The organism is Streptomyces sp. NPDC020597 (assembly GCF_044335095.1).
Lineage (GTDB): Bacteria > Actinomycetota > Actinomycetes > Streptomycetales > Streptomycetaceae > Streptomyces.
Window position 1 is genome coordinate 53,594 of record NZ_JBIRUL010000019.1, and the last position, 19,793, is coordinate 73,386.

Below are 19,793 nucleotides of genomic sequence, written 5' to 3' on the forward strand. Positions count from 1 at the left end.
TACGACCCCGGCGGTCGGCCCCGGGCTTCATGCGGCGACGTTGTGGCTTCTCAGCAGCGCGGTGTACGCCGCTTCGGCGGCGCGCCCCTCGAGGGTTCCCGGCGGAGTGTGGGCCAGGAACGTGTGGGTGGTCCCGTGGTGGAGGACGGCTCCGCCGAACATGACCGTGACGTGGTCCGCCTCCTCCGCAAGGTCGGCGACGTCGTGCGTGGACAGCAGGACGCGCACGTCACCGGTGAGCCCGCGCAGGATGTCGCGGAACACACGGCGCTGGTAGGGGTCCATGCCGGCGGTCGGCTCGTCCAGCAGCAGGACCCGGGCGCCGTGCACCAGCGCCCCCGCCACGCCGACGCGCCGCAGCTGGCCGCCGGAGAGCTGGCTCGTGCGGGCGTCGATCTTGTCGGTCAGCTCCACACGGGCCAGGGCCTTACGGGCCTGTTTCCAGGCGTCCGTGCGGTTCATGCCCTTGAGCCAGCCGATGTAGGCGACGTACTCGCGGGCGGTGAGCGTCGGCATGGGCACGATGTCCTGCGGCATCCAGGCCACGGCCTGCCGGTACGCCGCGGTGCCGGCCGGCGCCCCGTCCAGGGCGACGCGCCCCTTCTGGGGGGCGGTCACCGAGGCCGCGAGCTTCAGCAGCGTCGACTTGCCGGCCCCGTTGGGACCGAGCAGCACGGTGAGGCCTTCCGGCAGGCTGTAGGAGAAGTCCTGCAGCACGGGCTGCTTCCAGCGCCGGTAGCCGTAGGTGCAGTTGCGGAGTTCGAGTGTCACGCTGTTTTCCTCGACGAGCGGATCTGGGCGGCGAGTCCGAGGGCGAACACCACCAGGGAGGCGGCTGCTGCGAACAGGTCGTCCGCAGGAAGCGCGATGACGGTCCACGAGCGCGGGACGTTCCCACGGAACCCGATGACTGCGACGGTGACCAACCATCCCACGGGGAGCATCACGGCTCCCTGTCCGACCCAGGCGCGTCCGAGCAGCATGAGGCCGGTCAGGAACAGGGCGTTGCGCCCTCCGGTCGTGGCCGTCCCGGTTCCCTGCAGGGCGGCGACGACGATGCTGCACAGCACGGCGGTCGCCACGACCCCGGTGACGAGCAGGTTGTCGAGCCGGGTGACGGACCGTACCCCGGAGACCTCGGCCGCGGGCAGCCGGGACTCCAGCATCGCCATCAGGATGGCGAACAGCGGCACCGGGACGAACAGGGCGAGCGCGACCCTGGGACTGCCGGTGATGGCCGGCAGCAGCACCGTGGTGTCCTGGACGGCGTAGAGGGCGGCGGTGAAGACGACGAGGGCGAGCGGCAGCAGCGTGTGCCCCCGCCGGGCCTTGAACCACCACCTCACGACGGGTTCGCCTGACAGGTGTCGAGCTGCTGCTTGATCCACTTGGTCTGCTCGGCCGCGGGTTCGGCCAGCACCCGGGTGACGTCGGTCTTGATCTGCTTCTCCAGCTGCCGGTCCTCGGGGTTCATGCCCTCCTGCTCCCGGCGCATCTGGTAGGCCTCCGCCTGCCCGGTCTTCGTAGCGGCCCACAGCCATGCCGAGTGCGCGGTCCGGACGTCGACCTCCTTGCAGCGGAACTTCAGCGAGCGCACGACGACCTGGTACACCGCGTCGCCCCGTTGCATGGGCACGGTCAGCATCATGCGCCATTCGGTGTCCGTGGACGCCTTCTGGTGGCGGCCGTCGACGTAGCCGTCGGTGATCAGCTGAGGCTGGGCGGAGGTCGCTCCGGCGTCCCGTAGCACGCTGAGCGCCTTGGCGCTGGCGCTCTGCGCCTTGGAGAGATAACGCTCGTTGAACTCCGGCACGCACATGCGCGGCGCGCTGCCGGTGCACGCCATCGCCACGTTCCCGGTGGTGATCGGCGGAGTGGCCGACCAGTCGGCGGTCAGCCGGTAGGCCCCGAAGGCGCCGCCCACGGCGACCGCGGCGGCGAGGGCGACCCGGAGCAGGCGCCACCCGAAGGGCAGCCAGAGGAGGAGCAGTCCGACGGCGATGCCGCCGGCCAGCAGCATCGGGGCCGCCGTCGTGACGAGCCGGGGCACCTCGCCGAAGCCGATCGTGCCGAACTGCCCGGACACGTGACGGGGCCAGTACGGCAGCATCGCCCGGGTGAAGGAGACGAGGAGCCAGTCGCCCACAGCCAGGATCGGCGTGGCGATGATGCGGGGAGCCCAGCAGCCCACGGCGAATCCCACGATCGCGTGTGCGACGCATATCGCCATCGCCGCGAGCGGCAGGCGCAGGCTGTCGAGGCTGGGCATGGTCGCCGACCAGGCGAGGGAAGCCGCGGGGGGAAGAAGGATGACCAGCCACGAGAGCACGATCACCGGGGCCAGGACATTGGCCGCGATCCGATAGCGGGAACGGGCCGGAGCCAAGGCCCATATCCGTGCGCTTTTTAGACGGCCACTCTCCCAGCAGGAAAATCCAGCAGCCGTCGCATAAGCCAGCGAATAAAGTGTCGTCAACGGCTCTGCGACAATACTCGGCGCGTAATGGAAATAACTTGAGAAGGATGCTTTCTGGCCTACGACATAGTAAAACGATGTCAGTAGGAGAACGATGGGTGCAGCCCATCGCACACTGCCGCTGCGCAGAGTGGTGCTGAATTTCATGCAGTCTCACCGAACCACTTGTCGGCCGGAGAGGGGCGCCCCGTGCGGGACGCCCCTCGGGGCTGGTCTGTCAGCCGTCTAGTCGGCCTTGGTGGTGTCCACCGACACCGAGCGCACGCTCAGCTGCGGGCCGAAGGTGGAGCCCGCGATCTTCTTGATCTGGAAGTAGTAGTCCCGCATGCCGGACGGCAGGTCGGTCCACTCGCCGTTGCTCGTACCGCCGTTGAAGCACGCGGTGAACGTCTTGTTGTCGTAGGCCTCGTCAGGCTGGAACGAGATGTCGTTCCAGATCTGCACGTCGGTGCTCTTGGTGACGCCCGGGTCGGTGGTGCACCCGGTGAACTTCACCTGCGAGTACAGCTCGTCCGACCAGCGACGGGACTCGAAGCCCACGCTCGCGCCGGTTATGGAGCTGCTCCAGTTGGCCTCGGCGATGGGGGCCATCGCCAGAGTGATCACGGCGGCCGTGCCGACGATCGTGGAAATACGCGTACCGCGCTTCATGCTTTCCCCTGTTCTTTGCGCGTGAAGCACGGGGTCAGGCACTTGTGAAGTTAAGGACACACTTCCCCCACATCCCCGTCCCCCGTGCAGCTGAGGGCCTTTCAGCCTGCGTCTGGAAAGTATCAGTCCACTTCGTGAAAGGTCAACTTCTTTCAAAGGCTGCGCGGTTGGCCCCATCACCGTCGTCGAGTTGTCTAAAGTGGGGCGATTTTTCACTGTCTGGATTGTGGGGGGGTGCTCCGAATCGCCCATTGATTTCGCCGACGCCGACAGCGCGGCTCGCCCCAGGGTTCGCCGCGTCGCAGGTGTGAACCCGACGCGTCCGCCGCCGAGACGCGGGGATGTGGCAGCGTGTGACGCGGTGCGGCGGCGGCGGGTCGTTCGACGGGACGTCTGGCCCGGCGTTCGCTGGGTAGGGCTGCGGTAACCGATGTCGTATCCGATGAGGAGGCCACCCGTGATCGCGCCGCCCCGGTCCAAACGCCCGGCGGAGCTCTCCGCCGCCACCGAAGACGTCCTGCTGTGCGCCTTCAGCGCCGAAGGAACCTGTGCCGAACCCCCGCTGACCAGCGAACCCCCACTGCCCGACGCCGAGCCCCTGACCAGCGAGCCGCCGCTCGCCGCCGCGGACTCCGACTCCACGAGGCCGTAGATGACCGCACCCCCCGGGGAAGATCTCGCCCGGCTCGCAGCGCTGCACGGCGTGGCCACCTCCTACCAGCCCTCGGCGGACCGCACGGTCACGGCCTCCGCCGCCGCCGTCACCCGCGTCCTGGCCGCCCTCGGCGTCGACGCGAGTGCGCGGCAGGCCGTGCGGGCCGCGCTCGCGGCCCGGGAGGCGGAGCTGCGCGAGCGACTGCTGCCGCCGACCGTGGTGTGCTGGAGCGGCAGCCCGCCCGAGGCGCTCGCGGCCCTCCCCGAGGGCAGCCGGCTGCACGTCGAGACCGAGCAGGGCGAGAGCCGGGAGGGCGTCGGGGAACTCCCGCTCGGGGTGCACCGGCTGACGGTCACCGCGCCGGACGGGCGGACCGGCCGGGCCCACCTCGTCGTCGCCCCGGCGCGCCTGCCCACGCCCGCGGGACGGTCGTACGGGCTCCTCGTCCAGCTGTACTCGCTGCTCTCGCGCCGCTCCTGGGGCATGGGCGACCTGGGCGACCTCGGGGAGCTCGCCGGCTGGGCGGGACGGACGCTCGGCGCAGGATTCGTGCAGGTCAACCCGCTGCACGCGGCCGTGCCTGGCTCCCCGACCGATCCCTCCCCCTACCGGCCCTCCTCCCGCCGCTTCCCCGATCCGGTGCACCTGCGCGTCGAGGACGTCCCCGAGTACGCGTACGTCCCCGACGACGCCCTGCGCGCGGCGCTGCTCGAACGGGCCGGCCGACTGCGCGAGGCGGTCCTGGACGAGGGCGAGCTGATCGACCGGGACGCGGTGTGGCAGCTCAAGCGGAAAGCCCTGGAACTCGTCGCCCGCGTGCCGCTCGGCCCCGGCCGCCGCGCCGCCTACTGCGACTTCCTCGCCGAGCAGGGCCGGGCACTGGAGGACCACGCCACCTGGTGCGCCCTCGCCGAGGTGCACGGCTCGCAGTGGCGGCAGTGGCCGTCCGCACTGCGCGACCCCCGCTCGGCCGAGACCGCCCGCGCGCGGGGCGAGCTGATGGACCGCGTCGACTTCCACTCGCGGCTCGCGTGGCTCACCGACGAGCAGCTCACCGCCGCCCAGCGCGCCGCGCGCGAGGCCGGCATGCCCGTCGGGGTCGTGCACGACCTGGCGGTCGGCGTGCACCCCGAGGGCGCCGACGCGTGGGCGCAGCAGGAGTACTTCGCCGCCGGGATGTCGGTGGGCGCCCCGCCGGACGCCTTCAACGCCCGCGGGCAGGACTGGGGCCTGCCGCCCTGGCGTCCCGACCGGCTGGCCGACTCCGGCTACGCCCCCTACCGACGGCTGCTCCGGGCGCTGTTCCGGTACGCGGGCGCGCTGCGCATCGACCACGTCATGGGCCTGTTCCGCCTGTGGTGGGTCCCGCAGGGCGAGCTGCCGACCGAGGGCGCCTACGTCCGCTACGACGCCGAGGCCATGCTCGCCGTCCTGGTGCTGGAGGCGTCCCGGGCCGGCGCGGCGGTGATCGGCGAGGACCTCGGCACCGTCGAGCCGGGGGTGCGGGAGGCGCTGCGCGAGCGCGGGGTGCTCGGCACGTCCGTCCTGTGGTTCGAGCGGGACTGGGAGGGCGACGGACGCCCGCTGTCACCCGGCCGCTGGCGGGCCGACTGCCTGGCCACCGCGACCACCCACGACCTGCCGTCCACGGCCGCCCGGCTCACCGGCGAGCACGTCGAACTCCGCGACCGGCTGGGCCTGCTGACCCGGCCGCTGGAGGAGGAGCGCACCGCGGCCGCCAACGACACCGCCGAATGGCTGGCCGAGCTCAGCCGACTCGGCCTCCTGGCCGGCACCGGGGGAGGCGGTGACGCCTCCTCGGAGGAGGCCGAGGTCCAGGCCGTCCACCGCTTCCTGGTGCGCAGTCCGGCCCGCATGGTCGGCGTCTGGCTGCCGGACGGCGTCGGCGACCGCCGCCCGCAGAACCTGCCCGGCACCTGGGACCAGTACCCCAACTGGCGCCTGCCGATCGCGGACGCCGAGGGCCGGCCGGTCACCCTGGAACAGCTGGCCGCCTCCCCGCGACTGCACGCGCTGATGGACGTCCTGCGGGAACCGGGCGAACCGGCCGGGGACGCGGGAGGCGAGCCGTCCGGCGGCACCGTGCGCCAGCCGTTCGGCGGGGTGCGGGGCGGAGCGTCCGGCGACGCCGGGGAGAGGGCGTGAGGGCTGCCCGCGTCCCGGACGGCACCCCGGGCGCGCGCGCCCCGGCGCCGTTCGCTAACTTGGGCACCGTGGACAAGAAGAACGCCCTGCGCGCCGGCGCCCTGGCTGCCGGTACGACGCTGATGATGCTGCTCATGTCGTCCCCCGCGCTCGCGGTGACCCGCGACGACGGCGACGACCCCGGCCCGGGTCTCAGCGTCGTCGAGACGCTGGGTCTCTTCGTCGTGGCCCCTCTCGCGCTGTTCGTGCTGATCGCCGGACTGGTGTGGGTCCTGGACAGGTCGAAGGACAGGGGCGACGACACCAGCTCCAACATCTCCGTCCGGGGGAAGGCCAGGGCCGGCCAGGCCTAGGCTCCCGTTCTCGGCACGCTCCTCGAGGGCGCCGGTCCCACCGCGCGTACGCACAGTCCGTACCCGGCGGGACCGGCGCCCTCGCTGTGTCGGACCCGCGCTCGCCCGGGACGGTAGCGGGCAGGCGCCGGCCGTCGGCCGGATCGGCGGGCCGGCGGGTCGGTGGGGACAGCCGGGTCGGGACGGCCCCGGTCGGAACGGCCCCGGTCGGAACGGCCCCGGTCGGGACGGCCCCGGTCGGGACGGGAGATCCGTCGACAGTCCGGGAAAATCCGTCGACAGGCCCGGAACCCGGCGGGCAGGCTGGTGCGCATGACCTACGGAATCGAGTCCCCCACCGCCCGGTGAGCGCCCCGGACGCTCTCCCGCCCGCGCTGTACGAACAGGCGTTGACCCTGCGGCGACAGTTCCCGCAGGGGCTGCCGCCGGGCCGCGGGTTCGAACTTCCCGGCTCCCCGGGCGAAGCCCGTGCAGGGGAGCCCACGCTGTCCCACAAAGAGGCGGCGGTCGTCGTCCCCCGGGCACTGGAGCCGCTGCCGGCGGACGCGGCCGACCTGCACCGCTGGTTCGCCGAACTCGGCGTCCGGGCCTGCCACCGCAGGGCGGTCCTGTACGCCGTCGCGGCGTTGCCGCTGCCGGCCGAACAGCGCCCGGCGGCCCGCTCGCTGGCCCGGCAGCTGACCATGACCGGCACCACCGTCCCCGCCGTCACCGTCGGGCTCGCCCTGCTCGCCCGCGTGGGCGAACCCGGCGACGTCCCGCACGTCTTCGTGCTCGGTCTGGTGCGATCCCTCACCGGCGCGGCTCTGCAGGCTCTGGACGTCCTCGACCGCCGGGCCGGCGCCGTCGTCAATCTGGTGTCGTCGGTCGGCCGCGGCGAGCTGCGGCCGCTGGTGCGGGCGTTGGCGACAGCGGACGAGCCGGCCGTCCGCCGGGAGCTGACGGCCTTCCCCGCCGGTCCGCGCTTCGTCGGCGCCAGGACCGCCCGGCACATCGCGGAGGCCGCCCGGCTGCACGACCTGCTGGCCGCGCATTCCGACGACCCGGAGTTGCTCGCCCGGGCGGGTCTGCTGCTCGTGCGGATCGCGTGCGCGGGCGACGCGCCGGGCGAACTCCTCGACTACCGGGACGCGCAGGGCGTGTACGAGACCGTCGTCGGCCGGGCCGCTCTGCTGACGCCGACCCTCGACCACCACGCCATGCTGCTTTCGCTCGCGCTGAGCCTGAGCAGCGGGACCGGAGTGCTGCTGGACTGGCCGCCCGGCCGCCGCGAAAGCCTGCTGGCAGCCCTCGGCCGGCTGCTGGCCCGACCGGCGTGGACCGCCGTGACGGACCCCGACAGCACGTCCGATCCCGCCGGCGGGTCTCCTGAGGCCGCCGGGACCGGTGCGGCCGGCGTGGATCCGGACACCGCTGCCTCCTGGCGGCGGCGGGCCGGCTGGATCGGGCGTACCGGACGGCGGCCGTTCACCGTTGCGGCCCCGGCCGGCGGCGGGCTGCGCATCGAGATCGTGGCGGGCGACCCGGAGGGCGACCGGGCTTGCCTGGAGACCCGCATCCTCGTGGACGGACGGCCGCTCGTCCCGGCGCTGTTCCCGTTCGGTCCGGCGCACGGTCCGGAGATCCTGCTGGACGAGGGGCTGCTGCGGGCGGACTTCGCGCCCCGCCGGGTGCAGCTCGCGGAGGCCTGGTGCACGCAGGGGTGCTGCGGCGCGCTGCACGTCACCGTCCGCCGAGACGGCGACGAGGTGGTGTGGGAGGACTGGCGGCGTCCGACGCTGCCGGGCAGCCGTGGGCCCGCGCCCGCGGTCCCCGCCCTCCGCTTCGACGCGACCGCCTACGACGCCGAGATCATCCGGGCGGAGACCGACGGCGACTGGTCCTGGCGGGCTCGCAGGACGGCCCGTCTGGTCAAGGCCGGGCTGACGGCACGTCCGGAACTGCTCGCCCGGTGGGACGCGCGCCGGGGCTGGGTCGGCACGGGCTTCGACGACCCGGACACCGTCAAGGTGAACTTCTGGTACCAGCCGGGCCTCGCCGCCGGGCACCCGGAAGGGGACCCCCTGGTGTTCCAGTGGGCCGTCGCGGACGACGGCGCGCCACCGGAGGAGCAGGCCGCGGCAGTCCTGCGCCGGCTGGCCGAGGAGGACCCGAAGCGCTACGGCCGGGTCAGCGGCGGCACCCGCGAGCGGGCCGAGGAACTCGGCTTCGCCTGGCCCTTCGACACCTGACCGGACCGGGCGTCGTCAGTTCCGGGGCGTCTCCGTGGACAGCAGCAACTCCCGCAGCAGGTCGGCCAGTCGGCCGGCCTGTTCGGCGTTCAGGGCCGCGGCGAGGGAGTCCGTCTGGACGGCGAGGCCCGCGACGACGGCGCCGTCGACGAGTTCCAGCCCGCGCTCGGTCAGCGTCACCTGCAGGCCCCGGCGGTCGTGCGGGTCGGGGGAGCGGCGCAGCAGCCCGGCCCGCTCCAGCTTGTCGAGGCGGCCCGTCATACCGCCGGTGGTCAGCATCAGCGTCGCCGACAGCTGACGTGGCGAGAGGGTGTAGGGCTCGCCGGAGCGGCGCAGGGTGGCGAGTACGTCGAACTCGCCGCGGGCGATGCCGAACGCCGCGTACGCCTGCTCCGTGCGGTCGCCCATCGCGCGGGCGATCCGGCCGATGCGGCCGAACACCTGCATGGCGGCCGTGTCGAGGTCCGGCCGCACCGCCGCCCACTGCTCGGCGATCGCGTCGACGGGGTCCTTGCGCGAGGGCTCCCTGTGCGGGGGCGCCGCGGGCGGGGGGTCTGCGGGCGTGGGGGGCTGGCTGTTCATGGGGGTGAGTATCCGTCGCCTTTCGGTGACCCGCAAGAAAGTGGCTCGCGGACCAGCGGATGACCGACAAGATGCTTGTAAGTAAGTAGCTTAGTGCTAAGCTACTTTCATGAAGAGGTCAGCCACCGTCCTGCTCACCGCTCTCGCCCCGGTCTCCTGGGGCACCACCTACGCCGTCACCTCGGAGTTCCTCCCGGCGGACCGGCCCCTGTTCACCGGCCTGATGCGGGCGCTGCCCGCCGGGCTGCTGCTGCTCGCGCTCGGCAGGGTGCTGCCGCGCGGCGCCTGGTGGGGGAAGGCCGCAGTGCTCGGCGCGCTGAACATCGGCGCCTTCTTCCCCCTTCTCTTCCTCGCCGCCTACCGGCTGCCCGGCGGCATGGCGGCCATCGTCGGCTCGGTCGGCCCGCTGTTCGTGGTCGGCCTGTCGGCGGTGCTGCTGAGGCAGAAGCCCACCGCGCGGACCCTGCTCACCGGGGTGGCGGCCGTCTTCGGCGTCAGCCTCGTCGTACTGAAGGCCGCCGGCGCGCCGGACGCGCTCGGGGTGCTCGCCGCGCTGGCCTCCACGGCGTCGATGTCGGCCGGGACGGTCCTGACGAAGAAATGGGGCCGTCCCGAAGGGGTCGGCCCGCTCGCTCTCACCGGCTGGCAGCTGACCGTGGGCGGTCTCCTCATCGCCCCGCTCGCCCTGCTCGTCGAGGGCGCCCCGCCCGCGCTGGACGGCCGTGCGGTCGCCGGATACCTCTACCTGGCCCTGGCGAACACGGCGGTCTCCTACTGGCTCTGGTTCCGCGGCATCGGCCGCCTCAGCGCCACCCAGGTCACCTTCCTCGCCCCGCTCTCGCCGCTGACCGCGGCCGTCGTCGGCTGGGCGGCGCTCGGCCAGTCGCTCACCCCGGTGCAGCTGACGGGCATGGCGCTGGCGTTCGCCGCGACGGTGGCGGGTCAGCTGAGTCCGCGGCGACCGGCCGCACGGACCGCACCGGCCGCGGCCCGCTCCCGGGAGGGCGTCGAGGCCGCCGACCGCGCTCCCGTGCGGACGGCCGCGGGGAAGTGAAGGGACGCGAAGGAACGCGCAGGGACCCGAACGGATGTCACGTGACGTGGTGACGTGACGTGACGTGAGGCGAGCGTGCGGCGAGGGCGCCCGGTGTGATCACCGGGCGCCCTCGCCGTCGTCCTCGCGCGGACGTGCTCGCCGTGCCGCGCGATACCGCTGTGCCGGCTACCGCGCGTCGGCCGCCTGGGCCTTCAGCGCGCGCTCCACGCCGGAGCGGGCCTCGGAGACGAGGCGGCGCAGGGCCGCGTTCGGCTCGGCCGAGGCCAGCCAGGCGTCGGTGCTGTCCAGGGTCTCCCGGGAGACCTGGACCGCCGGGTAGAGGCCGACCGCGATCTGCTGGGCGATCTCGTGCGAACGGGACTCCCAGATGCCCTTGACGACCTCGAAGTAGCGGTCGGTGTAGGGCGCGAGCAGCTCACGCTGGTCCGTCTGGACGAAACCGCCGATGACCGCCTCCTGCAGGGCGTTGGGCAGCTTGTCGTCCTCGACGACCTGCGACCACGCCTCCGCCTTGGCCTCCGGCGTCGGACGCGCCGCCCGCGCGCTCGCCGCGTGCCGCTCGCCTGCGGCCGTGCGGTCGCGCTCGTACTCGGCGGCGATCTCCGCCTCGTCGAACCGGCCGACCGCCGCGAGCCGCTGCACGAAGGCCCAGCGCAGCTCGGTGTCGACGGCCAGGCCCTCGATCGTCTGCGAACCGTCCAGCAGGGCGTCCAGCAGGTCCAGCTGCTCGGGCGTGCGGGCGGTGGCCGCGAACGCGCGCGCCCAGGCCAGCTGGTGGTCGCTGCCGGCGGCGGCGGACCGCAGATGTGCGAGCGTGGCGTCCGTCCAGCGGGTCAGCAGCGCCTCGCGGGCCGTCGGGTCGGCGTACAGGTCGACGGCGAGCTTGACCTGGCGGTGCAGCGACTGGACCACGCCGATGTCCGACTCCTTGCCGATGCCGGACAGCACCAGGGACAGGTAGTCGCGGGCGGGCAGTTCGGCGTCCCGGGTCATGTCCCAGGCAGAGGCCCAGCACAGCGCGCGCGGCAGGGACGCCTCGAAGTCGCCCAGGTGCTCGGTGACGAAGGCGAGGGAGCGCTCGTCCAGGCGGACCTTCGCGTACGAGAGGTCGTCGTCGTTGAGCAGGACGACGTCCGGACGGCGCTTGCCGACCAGCTGCGGCACCTCCGTCAACTCGCCGTCGATGTCCAGCTCCACGCGCTCGTCGCGCACCAGCTTGCCGCTGTCGGCGTCGAGGTCGTACAGGCCGACGGCGATCCGGTGCGGGCGCAGGGTCGGCTCGCCCTTCGCGCCGGCCGGGAGCGCCGGGGCCTCCTGCCGGACGGCGAACGAGGTGATGACGCCCTCGGCGTCGGTCTCGATCTCGGGGCGCAGGACGTTGATGCCGGCCGTCTGCAGCCACTTCCGCGACCAGGTGGCGAGGTCGCGGCCCGAGGTCTCCTCCAGCGCGCCGAGCAGGTCGGACAGCCGTGTGTTGCCGAAGGCGTGGCGCTTGAAGTAGGCCTGCACGCCCGCGAAGAACTCGTCCATGCCGACGTACGCCACGAGCTGCTTCAGGACGGACGCGCCCTTGGCGTAGGTGATGCCGTCGAAGTTGACCAGGACGTCGTCCAGGTCGCCGATCTCGGCCATGATCGGGTGCGTCGAGGGCAGCTGGTCCTGCCGGTAGGCCCAGGTCTTCATGGAGTTGGCGAACGTGGTCCACGAGTGCGGCCAGCGCGAGTCCGGCGCGTAGGCCTGGCAGGCGATCGAGGTGTAGGTGGCGAACGACTCGTTCAGCCACAGGTCGTTCCACCACTCCATGGTGACCAGGTCGCCGAACCACATGTGCGCCAGCTCGTGCAGGATCGTCTCCGCGCGCAGCTCGTACGCCGCGTCGGTCACCTTGGACCGGAACACGTACTGGTCGCGGATGGTGACCGCGCCCGCGTTCTCCATCGCGCCCGCGTTGAACTCCGGCACGAACAGCTGGTCGTACTTCTTGAACGGGTACGCGTAGTCGAACTTCTCCTGGAACCAGTCGAAGCCCTGCCGCGTGACCTCGAAGATCGCGTCCGAGTCGAGGAACTCGGCGAGGGAGGGCCGGCAGTAGATGCCGAGCGGCACCGACTGCCCGTCCTTCTCGTACACGCTGTGGACGCTGTGGTACGGGCCGACGACGAGCGCGGTGATGTAGCTGGAGATCCGCGGCGTCGGCTCGAAGACCCAGACGTCGTCCTTGGGTTCGGGCGTCGGCGAGTTGGAGACGACGGTCCAGCCGGTCGGCGCCTTCACGGTGAACTGGAAGGTCGCCTTCAGGTCGGGCTGCTCGAAGGACGCGAACACACGACGGGCGTCAGGCACCTCGAACTGGGTGTAGAGGTAGGTCTGTTCGTCGACCGGGTCGACGAACCGGTGCAGACCCTCACCGGTGTTGGTGTACGCGCAGTCCGCCACCACCCGCAGGACGTTGCGGCCCTCCAGCAGGCCGGGCAGGGCGATCCGGGAGTCCTGGAACACCTCTTCCGGGGCCAGCTCCTCCCCGTTGAGCGTCACCTCGTGGACGGCCGGCGCCACCAGGTCGATGAAGGACGTGGCGTGGTTTTCGGCCACGTCGAAGCGCACCGTGGTCACGGACCGGTAGGTGCCGCCCTCCCGCGCGCCGGAGAGGTCGAGATCGACCTCGTACGAGTCAACGGTCAGCAGCTTCGCCCGCTGCTGCGCCTCTTCGCGAGTCAGGTTTGTGCCAGGCACGCGGTCATCTCCTCGATATGTGTCGGTTGCGCCATCCTTCCACGAAGTCCGCCCACGCTGGAGTAGCCACTGGTTGCCTACCGTGGGTAGTATTCAGGGTATGAAGATCAGTGTGAGCCTGCCACAGGAGGACGTCGCCTTCGTCGATGAGTACGCGGCCAGAACCGAGGCCGATTCGCGGTCCGCCGTGATACACGCTGCCATCGAACTGCTGCGTGCCGACCAGCTGGAGGCCGAGTACGCGGAGGCCTTCCAGGAGTGGGACGGAAGCGAGGACGCCGGTTTCTGGGACAGGTTCGCGGGCGACGGGCTGGCCGATGAGGCGAGGTGACATCTATCTGGTCGACTACGAGCCGACGCGGGGCAGCGAAGCGAACAAGGCGCGCCCCTCGGTGATCGTGTCCAACGACGCCGCCAACCGGTCGGTCGAGCGCCACGGCCGAGGGGTGATCACCGTGGTGCCCCTCACGTCGAACACGACGCGCGTCCTGACGTTCCAGGTGTTCCTCGGCGCGGACGAGTGCCACTTGCCCAAGGACACGAAGGCTCAGTGCGAGCAGGTGCGAGCCGTGGTTCCGGAGCGGATCCTCGTGCGGATCGGTGCGGTACCACGACCGCGCATGGCGGAGATCGACGGCGCACTCCGGCGGCACCTCGCTCTCTGAGTGCACCGAAGGGGTGGCCGCCGAAGACCGGCGGCCACCCCTCAGTACGTGCGTGAGGCCGTCAGCGCTTGAGCTCGTCCGCCACCAGCTCCGCGATCTGCACCGCGTTCAGCGCCGCGCCCTTGCGCAGGTTGTCGTTGGAGATGAACAGGGCGAGGCCGTGCTCCACGGTCTCGTCCCGGCGGATGCGGCCCACGTAGGACGGGTCCTTGCCGGCCGCCTCGAGGGGCGTCGGGATGTCGGTGAGGACCACGCCGGCGGCCTCGGACAGCAGCTCCGTCGCGCGCTCCGCGGACAGCGGGCGGGCGAAGCGGGCGTTGACCTGCAGGGAGTGCCCGGAGAACACGGGGACCCGGACACAGGTGCCGGAGACCTTGAGGTCCGGGATCTCCAGGATCTTGCGGGACTCGTTGCGGAGCTTCTGCTCCTCGTCCGTCTCGCCCAGGCCGTCCTCGACGATCGAGCCCGCCAGCGGGACCACGTTGAACGCGATGGGACGCTTGTAGACCTGCGGCTCGGGGAAGTCGACCGACGCGCCGTCGTGGGTCAGCCTGTCCGCGTCCGGCACCACCTTCTGCGCCTGGCCGTGCAGCTCCGCCACGCCCGCCACGCCCGACCCGGACACCGCCTGGTACGTCGCGACCACCAGCGCCTCCAGGCCGGCCTCCGCGTGCAACGGCTTCAGGACCGGCATCGCGGCCATCGTGGTGCAGTTCGGGTTGGCGATGATGCCCTTGGGGCGGTTCGCGATCGCGTGCGGGTTCACCTCGGAGACGACCAGCGGGACCTCGGGGTCCTTGCGCCAGGCGGAGGAGTTGTCGATCACGACCGCGCCCTGCGCGGCGACCTTCTCCGCGAGCGCCTTCGACGTCGCGCCGCCCGCCGAGAACAGGACGATGTCCAGCTCCGCGTAGTCGGCCGTCGCCGCGTCCTCCACCGTCACGCCGTCCAGGACCGTCCCCGCCGAGCGGGCCGACGCGAACAGGCGCAGCTGCGTGACCGGGAAGTCCCGTTCCTTGAGGATCCTGCGCATGACCGTGCCGACCTGACCGGTGGCTCCGACGATTCCGACCCTCACGGCGACTCCCTCTGTCCGTCCCATTTACGTGCGTGTTGCCTGGCCGAGGCCATTTCCATGATGCGGCCGACCCCGGCCCGCCTGTCCAATTCTTTGCCCCCCATGCCCGAGGGCTGGGACGCCCCGCCGGGGCCGCCGCCCGCGGAACTCCCTCCCACACCCCGCTGAGCTGGAGGAATTCGCCCTGTGCCCGCCCCGCACCGCAAGCTGTGCTGCCGCGCGCGCCGGTGTGACGTACGCCTCTGCGCCATTCCTCACGGCTCCGCCGAACGTTTCCGCGGCCCACGGCGTCGTAGAGGAAACGCGGCAGGGAGGGGTGGCTGTGCTGCGCAGAAGAGCCCACCGCGTCCAGGGGGACGGGACCGTGTCCGGCGACGACCCTCTGGACGCGGCGCAGGAACGCCGGGTGCGGGCGGTGCTCGCGCTGGGCGGAGTGCCGCAGGCGGACCTGCCGGACGGGGTGCAGCAGGTCCGTCTGCGGCTGCTGGAACGCGCGGCGAAGGGTTACGAGGCGCCGCGCGACGTCTCCGCGTGGGCGGCGGTCGTGGCCTCCAACCTGGCGATGGACTGGCATCGCGCCAAGCGCCGTCAGGAGCGGCTGGGGGAGCGGCTGGCCTCGCTGCGCCAGCACGAGCCGGCCTCGGGCGAGGACACCAGCGTGCTCTCGCTCGCCGTGGCCCAGGGACTGGACGAGCTGCCCGACGCCCAGCGGCAGGTCCTCGTCCTGCGTTTCTACGCCGACCTGCCGGTGCGCTCGATAGCCCGGGAGCTGGGCGTCCCCGAGGGCACCGTCAAGAGCCGTCTGCACACGGCGGTCCGGGCCCTGCGCGCCCGCCTGCACGAGGACGAGGTGGTGTGACGTGACCGCGGAACACGACGGCCGCGCCGGTCTGGACGCGCTGATGGCCGCGATCGTCGACGAGCCGCTGCCGGACGAGAGCCGCGCCGACGACGCCTTCATGGCGGAGCACCGCTCGGCGACGGCCGACCTCGCGCTGCTGCGCGAACAGCTCGGCGCCCTCGCGGACGCCCTCACGGCGGAGCCGGCGAGACCGGCGGACCGGGCGGACCGGGCCGGGCGACGGGGCGTTCCGGCACACCGGCCCGGACGGGTGCGGCGCCCCCGGTCCTCCCGTCCGTCCCGGTTCCCGTCGTCCCGGCCCACGGCTGCGGCCCGGCTGCGGCCGCTGGTGCTGCGCGCCGCGGGCGTCGCCGCCGCCGGAGCGATGGTCCTCGGGGTCGGCTGGGCGGTCTTCCAGGTGGGGCACGGGGCGTCCGACGACGCCGACGCGAAGGCGAGCTCCGCGAGCGACGAGGGCACGGGCGCCGGCCGGAAGGGGTCCGAGGGCGCCGGGGACTCCGGCAGCCCCCTCGGCGACCCCGGGTACCTCGTCTGCGCGCGGCTCGTGGTGGAGGGCGAGGTGACGGACGTCCGCCCGCTGCCCGGCACGACCCGCGAGCGCGTCACGCTGCGCGTCACGCACGCCTACCGGCCGGCCGCGAGCACGCCGGAGGCCGCCTTCGAGATGGAGCACGACATGGACCCGCTGCTGACGGAGGGCGACCATGTGCTGGTCGCGCTGGGGCGGGGGTCGGCCACTCCCGACGTCTGGGCGGTCGGCGAGGCCGACATCGCCCCCGAGCGGACCGCCCTCACCCGGGCGCTGCCCGAGACGGCCGGCCTCACCTGCGACGAATCCCCGCCCGGCTGACCGGCCGGGGCGGGGGCGGGAACGGCGAGGGGCGGGCGCCCTTTCGGACGCCCGCCCCTGCTGCCGTGCACGGTGTTACGGAGTGACCTTCTCGATCGCCACGCTGCCGGAGCCCGCGACGGTGCCCCGCGCGTTCACCAGCTGGACCTGGCCGAAGAAGGCCCGGCCCTCGGGAGCGGCGGCCGCGGCGGTGACGGTCGCGCTGACCGACGCCGTGGCGCCCGTGCCGAGCTTCACCGGCGTCGACTCGTCGACGCCGACGGTGCCGAGGGCGGACGAGAAGAACACGTCCAGGTAGTCGTACGCCGTGGTGCCGGCCGGGACGGAGTAGCCCGCGACCTCGATGGTGTACGTGCCCGCGGCCGGCGACGGGATGGAGACCGCCTCCTCCGCGTCACCGTCGGCCTGCTGCGCGACCTGCTTGCCGGACGCGTCGAAGACCGTGAGGTCCAGGTCGGCGGAGGCGTCCGAGACGTTGCCGATGGAGACGTCGAGCGACTTGGCGCCGGCCGGGACCTCGACCGTGGTGGTCTGGGTCGCGCCGTTGGCGATGGTCGGACGGGTCGCCTTGGACGAACCGAGCGGGCCGCCGACCAGCTTGCCGTCGATCGCGGCGAAGTTGTTCTTGACCTTCCAGGAGACGGGGGCCGGGGTGCCGACCTTCGCCTCGGGCACGGTCACGGTCGCCGGGTCGAAGACCGCGCCGTAGACGGTCGCGTCCAGCTTGTAGGGGTTGTCCAGCAGCGGCGAGGTACGACGCGACTCGACCTCGATCTCCCAGACGCCGGCCTGCGGGTTCGGGTACGAACGGGCGTCCGGCCGGCAGCCGTTGGTGTTCGGGTAGTTGCTGTAGCAGTAGATCGTGGAGCTGTCCTCGACCGCGACGCCGTACGGGTGGATCGAGATGAACCGGGTCTGGCTCTTGTCCTTCAGCCCGCCGATCGCGACCTCGAACGACTTGGCGCCCTCGGGCACGGTCAGGAAGTACGACTGGAAGCTGTTGCGCTGCACGGTGTTCGACACGGAGAACGTGTGCTTCACCGGCGTCGAGACGACGACCGTGTTGAGGATCTGCTTGTCGACGCCCTCGGTCTTCGGGTCGTCCACCTCCAGGATGGCGCTGGCGATGCCCGCGGCCTTCGGCTGGGCCTGGATCCTGACGGTCACCGGCTTGTTCAGCGGCAGCTTCACCTCGTCGTCGCCGACGATCCGGAAGGTGCCGGCCGCGTTGTTCTCGAGCTCCAGCTCGTGGCGGACCGCCTTGTCGGGGCCGGACGTACGGGTGATGGTGACGTCGTACGTCTTCTTCTGCCCGGCCTTCAGACCGCTCTCGCGGTCGTAGACGCCGGTGCCGAAGCCCGGGGTCTTCAGAGCCTGGTCGAGCGCGGTGTCGACCGGAGCCTTGACGGTGTAGTCGTGGGCGGTGGCGCCCTTCCTGATGGACTTCCAGGCGTCCACGATGTCGATGGCGCCCGCACCCTCCTCGTACGCCTGCACACCCTTGATGTGGTGGGCGGTCGAGGTCAGCGCCGTGCGCAGGATCGCCGGGGTGAGCGCGACCTTGTGCTGCTTGGCGGCCGAGATCAGCAGCGCCGAGGCGCCCGCGGCCTGCGGGGAGGCCATCGAGGTGCCCTGCAGCATGGAGTAGCCGGCCGGCAGCGGGTAGCCCGCGTCGGCGACCGGGGAGCCCGGCAGCCAGGTCTGGGTGGTGTTGATCGAGGCGCCGGGCGCGACGAGCGTCGGCGTGAAGCCGCCGTCCTCACGCGGGCCGCGCGAGGAGAACGGCAGCAGCGCGTACTTCTTCGTCACCTGCGAGCCGTAGTTGGAGGCCCAGGTCTCCTTGGAGATGGCCGCGCCGACCGAGATCACCTTGTCGGCCAGACCGGGGTCGCCGATGGTGTTCGCGCCGGGGCCCTCGTTGCCCGCGGAGATCACGAGCTGGACGCCGTAGGTGTCGATGAGGCGCGTGTACAGCTCGGCGCGCGCGTTGTTGCCGTCGTTCAGACCCGGCAGCCCGCCGATCGACATGTTGACGATGTCGACGCCGCGGTTGACGACCAGGTCGATCATGCCCTCGGTGAGGGCCACGTTGGTGCAGCCCGGGCCGAAGACGCAGGCGCGGGCGGAGACGAGCTTCGCGCCGGGCGCGGCGCCGTTCATTGCACCGCCGAACAGGCCGTTCGCGGCGGTGATGCCGGCGACGTGGGTGCCGTGCTCGCTGGCGATGAGACCGATGTTGGCGAAGTCTGCCTTCTTGCCGACCCAGTCGCCGCCGAACGGGTCCATCGGCACGTCCTTGCGGATCTGCACGACGAACGGCTGGCGCTCGACGACGTCCGTCGCCGGGTTGTCGGTGCCGAAGTAGCCGACCTGGTATCCGTCCTTGTACGGCTTCATCGCGGTGTCGTCGGTGAAGTCGCCGTTGGCGTTCACGTCGACGGTGACCGTGCCGGCCGTCGCGTCGTACAGGACGCCCCACACGTCGGTGGTGTCGCCGTCGCGGTTGACGTCGCCCTTGGCGTCGCCGCCGGCGGTGGCGGACTCGCGGAACAGGTTGACCTGGTACGAGCCGGGCTTCGCGGTCCAGGTGCGGCCGCCGAAGGTGAAGCTGGGGCCGGACACGGAGGTCGTCATCGGGCGCCAGGAGGCGTCGCTGTCGAGGATCGGGTCGGTGGACGTCACCCAGTCGACGATCTTGCGCTCGCCGGTGGTGGTCTTCTGCAGCGCCGGGTGGCCGAGGTCCACGCCGGAGTCCAGGATGCCGATGGTGACGCCGCGGCCGTCCGCCTTCGGGTTCTTCTTCACGAAGTCGACGGCGCCCGTCTCGAAGGACGGGTTGTACGGGTTCTCGGCGGGCGTCTTACGGCTCGGCGCCGGGTAGGTCTTCGTCTTCGCGGCGGACCTGCCGGCCTTGGCGGTGTCCGCGCTGGGCGCCGGGTCGTCGAGGACGATGTTCTGGCGCAGGTCGATGGCGTGCACCGAGGACAGCTTGGCGGCCGCGGCGATCGCGGAGTCGGCCTTGCCCGTCGGGACGGTGGCGCGGACGTAGCCGAGCTTGTCGTAGGACTGGCCCACGGAGCCGCCCTTGACCGCGTCCAGCTCCTCGGCGACCTTCTCGGTCTGGCCGGGGGCGGTCGCGACCATGAGGGTGACGTTCTTGTCGCCGGCGGCCTTGGCCTCGGCGAGGAGGTCGGCGTCGTCGGAGCCGAGCTTGTCATGGGCGGACTTCACGCCCGGGTCGGCCGCGACCGGGGTCCGGCCGGCGTCGGCCGAGAAGGCCATGGGTATCGGTCCGGCCGCGGACAGCGCGGCCACGAGGCCCGCCGCCACTGCTGTCCGGGCCACGCGTCTGGCGCCCGATATCGGTTCACGCTCGGGGGTGAGGGTCATCGGCATCCCTTGTAGGTAAAGGAACGAGCAGCGCGTGATCAGGC

Annotated in this window: 17 protein-coding genes; 9 read left to right on the top strand and 8 right to left on the bottom strand. The window is 72.2% G+C overall.

Features of this window, described 5'->3' with window-relative positions; genetic code table 11:
- Window positions 1–27 precede the first annotated feature (27 nt).
- The 4 genes from ACH4ZA_RS27905 to ACH4ZA_RS27920 form a co-directional block, all read right to left on the bottom strand.
- A complete protein-coding gene (locus ACH4ZA_RS27905) occupies window positions 28–771 on the bottom strand; it encodes an ATP-binding cassette domain-containing protein (RefSeq protein WP_319279175.1) in 744 nt (247 codons plus the stop codon).
- Window positions 768–1,346, bottom strand: a complete 579-nt coding sequence (locus tag ACH4ZA_RS27910) for a hypothetical protein (protein ID WP_319279177.1) — start codon at window positions 1,344–1,346, stop codon at window positions 768–770. Before ACH4ZA_RS27910 ends, ACH4ZA_RS27905 begins: the two co-directional genes overlap by 4 nt.
- Entirely contained in the window at window positions 1,343–2,386 is a 1,044-nt protein-coding gene (locus ACH4ZA_RS27915; RefSeq protein WP_398432158.1) for a hypothetical protein, read from the bottom strand. The genes ACH4ZA_RS27910 and ACH4ZA_RS27915 overlap by 4 nt, the downstream gene beginning before the upstream one ends.
- A 315-nt stretch (window positions 2,387–2,701) precedes the next feature.
- Window positions 2,702–3,127 carry a hypothetical protein gene (locus tag ACH4ZA_RS27920; protein ID WP_319279179.1) on the bottom strand — a complete coding sequence of 142 codons (426 nt, stop codon included), beginning with the start codon at window positions 3,125–3,127 and terminating at the stop codon, window positions 2,702–2,704.
- A 430-nt stretch (window positions 3,128–3,557) separates the two neighbouring features.
- On the opposite strand from ACH4ZA_RS27920, the gene ACH4ZA_RS27925 reads away from it, so the two are divergent.
- From ACH4ZA_RS27925 to ACH4ZA_RS27940, 4 genes are all read left to right on the top strand, one after another.
- Window positions 3,558–3,779: a hypothetical protein gene (locus ACH4ZA_RS27925; RefSeq protein WP_319279181.1), complete on the top strand. Its 222-nt coding sequence runs from the start codon at window positions 3,558–3,560 to the stop codon at window positions 3,777–3,779.
- On the top strand, window positions 3,780–5,948 hold the full coding sequence (malQ, locus tag ACH4ZA_RS27930; RefSeq protein WP_398432159.1) for a 4-alpha-glucanotransferase: 2,169 nt from the start codon (window positions 3,780–3,782) through the stop codon (window positions 5,946–5,948).
- 68 nt (window positions 5,949–6,016) lie between these two features.
- Complete coding sequence (locus ACH4ZA_RS27935; protein ID WP_319279183.1) at window positions 6,017–6,301, top strand: hypothetical protein; 285 nt, start codon at window positions 6,017–6,019, stop codon at window positions 6,299–6,301.
- 344 nt (window positions 6,302–6,645) lie between these two features.
- Window positions 6,646–8,532: a hypothetical protein gene (locus ACH4ZA_RS27940; RefSeq protein ID WP_398432160.1), complete on the top strand. Its 1,887-nt coding sequence runs from the start codon at window positions 6,646–6,648 to the stop codon at window positions 8,530–8,532.
- Between the two features lie 15 nt (window positions 8,533–8,547).
- On the opposite strand, the gene ACH4ZA_RS27945 is transcribed toward ACH4ZA_RS27940, so the two are convergent.
- A complete protein-coding gene (locus ACH4ZA_RS27945) occupies window positions 8,548–9,114 on the bottom strand; it encodes a MarR family winged helix-turn-helix transcriptional regulator (protein WP_398432161.1) in 567 nt (188 codons plus the stop codon).
- A 109-nt stretch (window positions 9,115–9,223) separates the two neighbouring features.
- Between ACH4ZA_RS27945 and ACH4ZA_RS27950 the strand changes: the two genes are divergently transcribed.
- On the top strand, window positions 9,224–10,168 hold the full coding sequence (locus tag ACH4ZA_RS27950) for an EamA family transporter (RefSeq protein WP_319279186.1): 945 nt from the start codon (window positions 9,224–9,226) through the stop codon (window positions 10,166–10,168).
- Window positions 10,169–10,336: 168 nt separating this feature from the next.
- Here ACH4ZA_RS27950 and pepN read toward each other — a convergent pair whose 3' ends face one another.
- On the bottom strand, window positions 10,337–12,904 hold the full coding sequence (gene pepN / locus ACH4ZA_RS27955; RefSeq protein WP_398432162.1) for an aminopeptidase N: 2,568 nt from the start codon (window positions 12,902–12,904) through the stop codon (window positions 10,337–10,339).
- Window positions 12,905–13,004: 100 nt separating this feature from the next.
- Here pepN and ACH4ZA_RS27960 point away from each other — a divergent pair, with 100 nt between their 5' ends.
- Entirely contained in the window at window positions 13,005–13,235 is a 231-nt protein-coding gene (locus ACH4ZA_RS27960) for a ribbon-helix-helix domain-containing protein (protein ID WP_319279188.1), read from the top strand.
- Window positions 13,222–13,569, top strand: coding sequence for a type II toxin-antitoxin system PemK/MazF family toxin (locus tag ACH4ZA_RS27965; protein ID WP_398432163.1), 348 nt, complete (start codon window positions 13,222–13,224; stop codon window positions 13,567–13,569). Before ACH4ZA_RS27960 ends, ACH4ZA_RS27965 begins: the two co-directional genes overlap by 14 nt.
- A 61-nt stretch (window positions 13,570–13,630) precedes the next feature.
- Here ACH4ZA_RS27965 and ACH4ZA_RS27970 read toward each other — a convergent pair whose 3' ends face one another.
- Window positions 13,631–14,647, bottom strand: coding sequence for an aspartate-semialdehyde dehydrogenase (locus ACH4ZA_RS27970; protein WP_319279190.1), 1,017 nt, complete (start codon window positions 14,645–14,647; stop codon window positions 13,631–13,633).
- Window positions 14,648–14,963: 316 nt separating this feature from the next.
- On the opposite strand from ACH4ZA_RS27970, the gene ACH4ZA_RS27975 reads away from it, so the two are divergent.
- The gene (locus tag ACH4ZA_RS27975) at window positions 14,964–15,506 is read left to right on the top strand and encodes a sigma-70 family RNA polymerase sigma factor (protein ID WP_307042973.1); all 543 of its coding nucleotides are present in this window, start codon (window positions 14,964–14,966) and stop codon (window positions 15,504–15,506) included.
- A gap of 1 nt (window position 15,507) precedes the next feature.
- The gene (locus tag ACH4ZA_RS27980) at window positions 15,508–16,359 is read left to right on the top strand and encodes a hypothetical protein (protein WP_398432164.1); all 852 of its coding nucleotides are present in this window, start codon (window positions 15,508–15,510) and stop codon (window positions 16,357–16,359) included.
- 75 nt (window positions 16,360–16,434) lie between these two features.
- Here ACH4ZA_RS27980 and ACH4ZA_RS27985 read toward each other — a convergent pair whose 3' ends face one another.
- Entirely contained in the window at window positions 16,435–19,749 is a 3,315-nt protein-coding gene (locus ACH4ZA_RS27985) for a S8 family serine peptidase (RefSeq protein WP_319279192.1), read from the bottom strand.
- Window positions 19,750–19,793: the final 44 nt, after the last annotated feature.

Bases quoted from the DNA above. Each gene is read 5' to 3' on its own strand.
- ACH4ZA_RS27945 (WP_398432161.1), bottom strand. From the start codon at position 9,114: ATGAACAGCCAGCCCCCCACGCCCGCAGACCCCCCGCCCGCGGCGCCC.
- ACH4ZA_RS27985 (WP_319279192.1), bottom strand. From the start codon at position 19,749: ATGACCCTCACCCCCGAGCGTGAACCGATATCGGGCGCCAGACGCGTG.
- ACH4ZA_RS27920 (WP_319279179.1), bottom strand. From the start codon at position 3,127: ATGAAGCGCGGTACGCGTATTTCCACGATCGTCGGCACGGCCGCCGTG.
- ACH4ZA_RS27950 (WP_319279186.1), top strand. From the start codon at position 9,224: ATGAAGAGGTCAGCCACCGTCCTGCTCACCGCTCTCGCCCCGGTCTCC.
- ACH4ZA_RS27960 (WP_319279188.1), top strand. From the start codon at position 13,005: ATGAAGATCAGTGTGAGCCTGCCACAGGAGGACGTCGCCTTCGTCGAT.
- ACH4ZA_RS27965 (WP_398432163.1), top strand. From the start codon at position 13,222: ATGAGGCGAGGTGACATCTATCTGGTCGACTACGAGCCGACGCGGGGC.
- ACH4ZA_RS27925 (WP_319279181.1), top strand. From the start codon at position 3,558: ATGTCGTATCCGATGAGGAGGCCACCCGTGATCGCGCCGCCCCGGTCC.
- malQ (WP_398432159.1), top strand. From the start codon at position 3,780: ATGACCGCACCCCCCGGGGAAGATCTCGCCCGGCTCGCAGCGCTGCAC.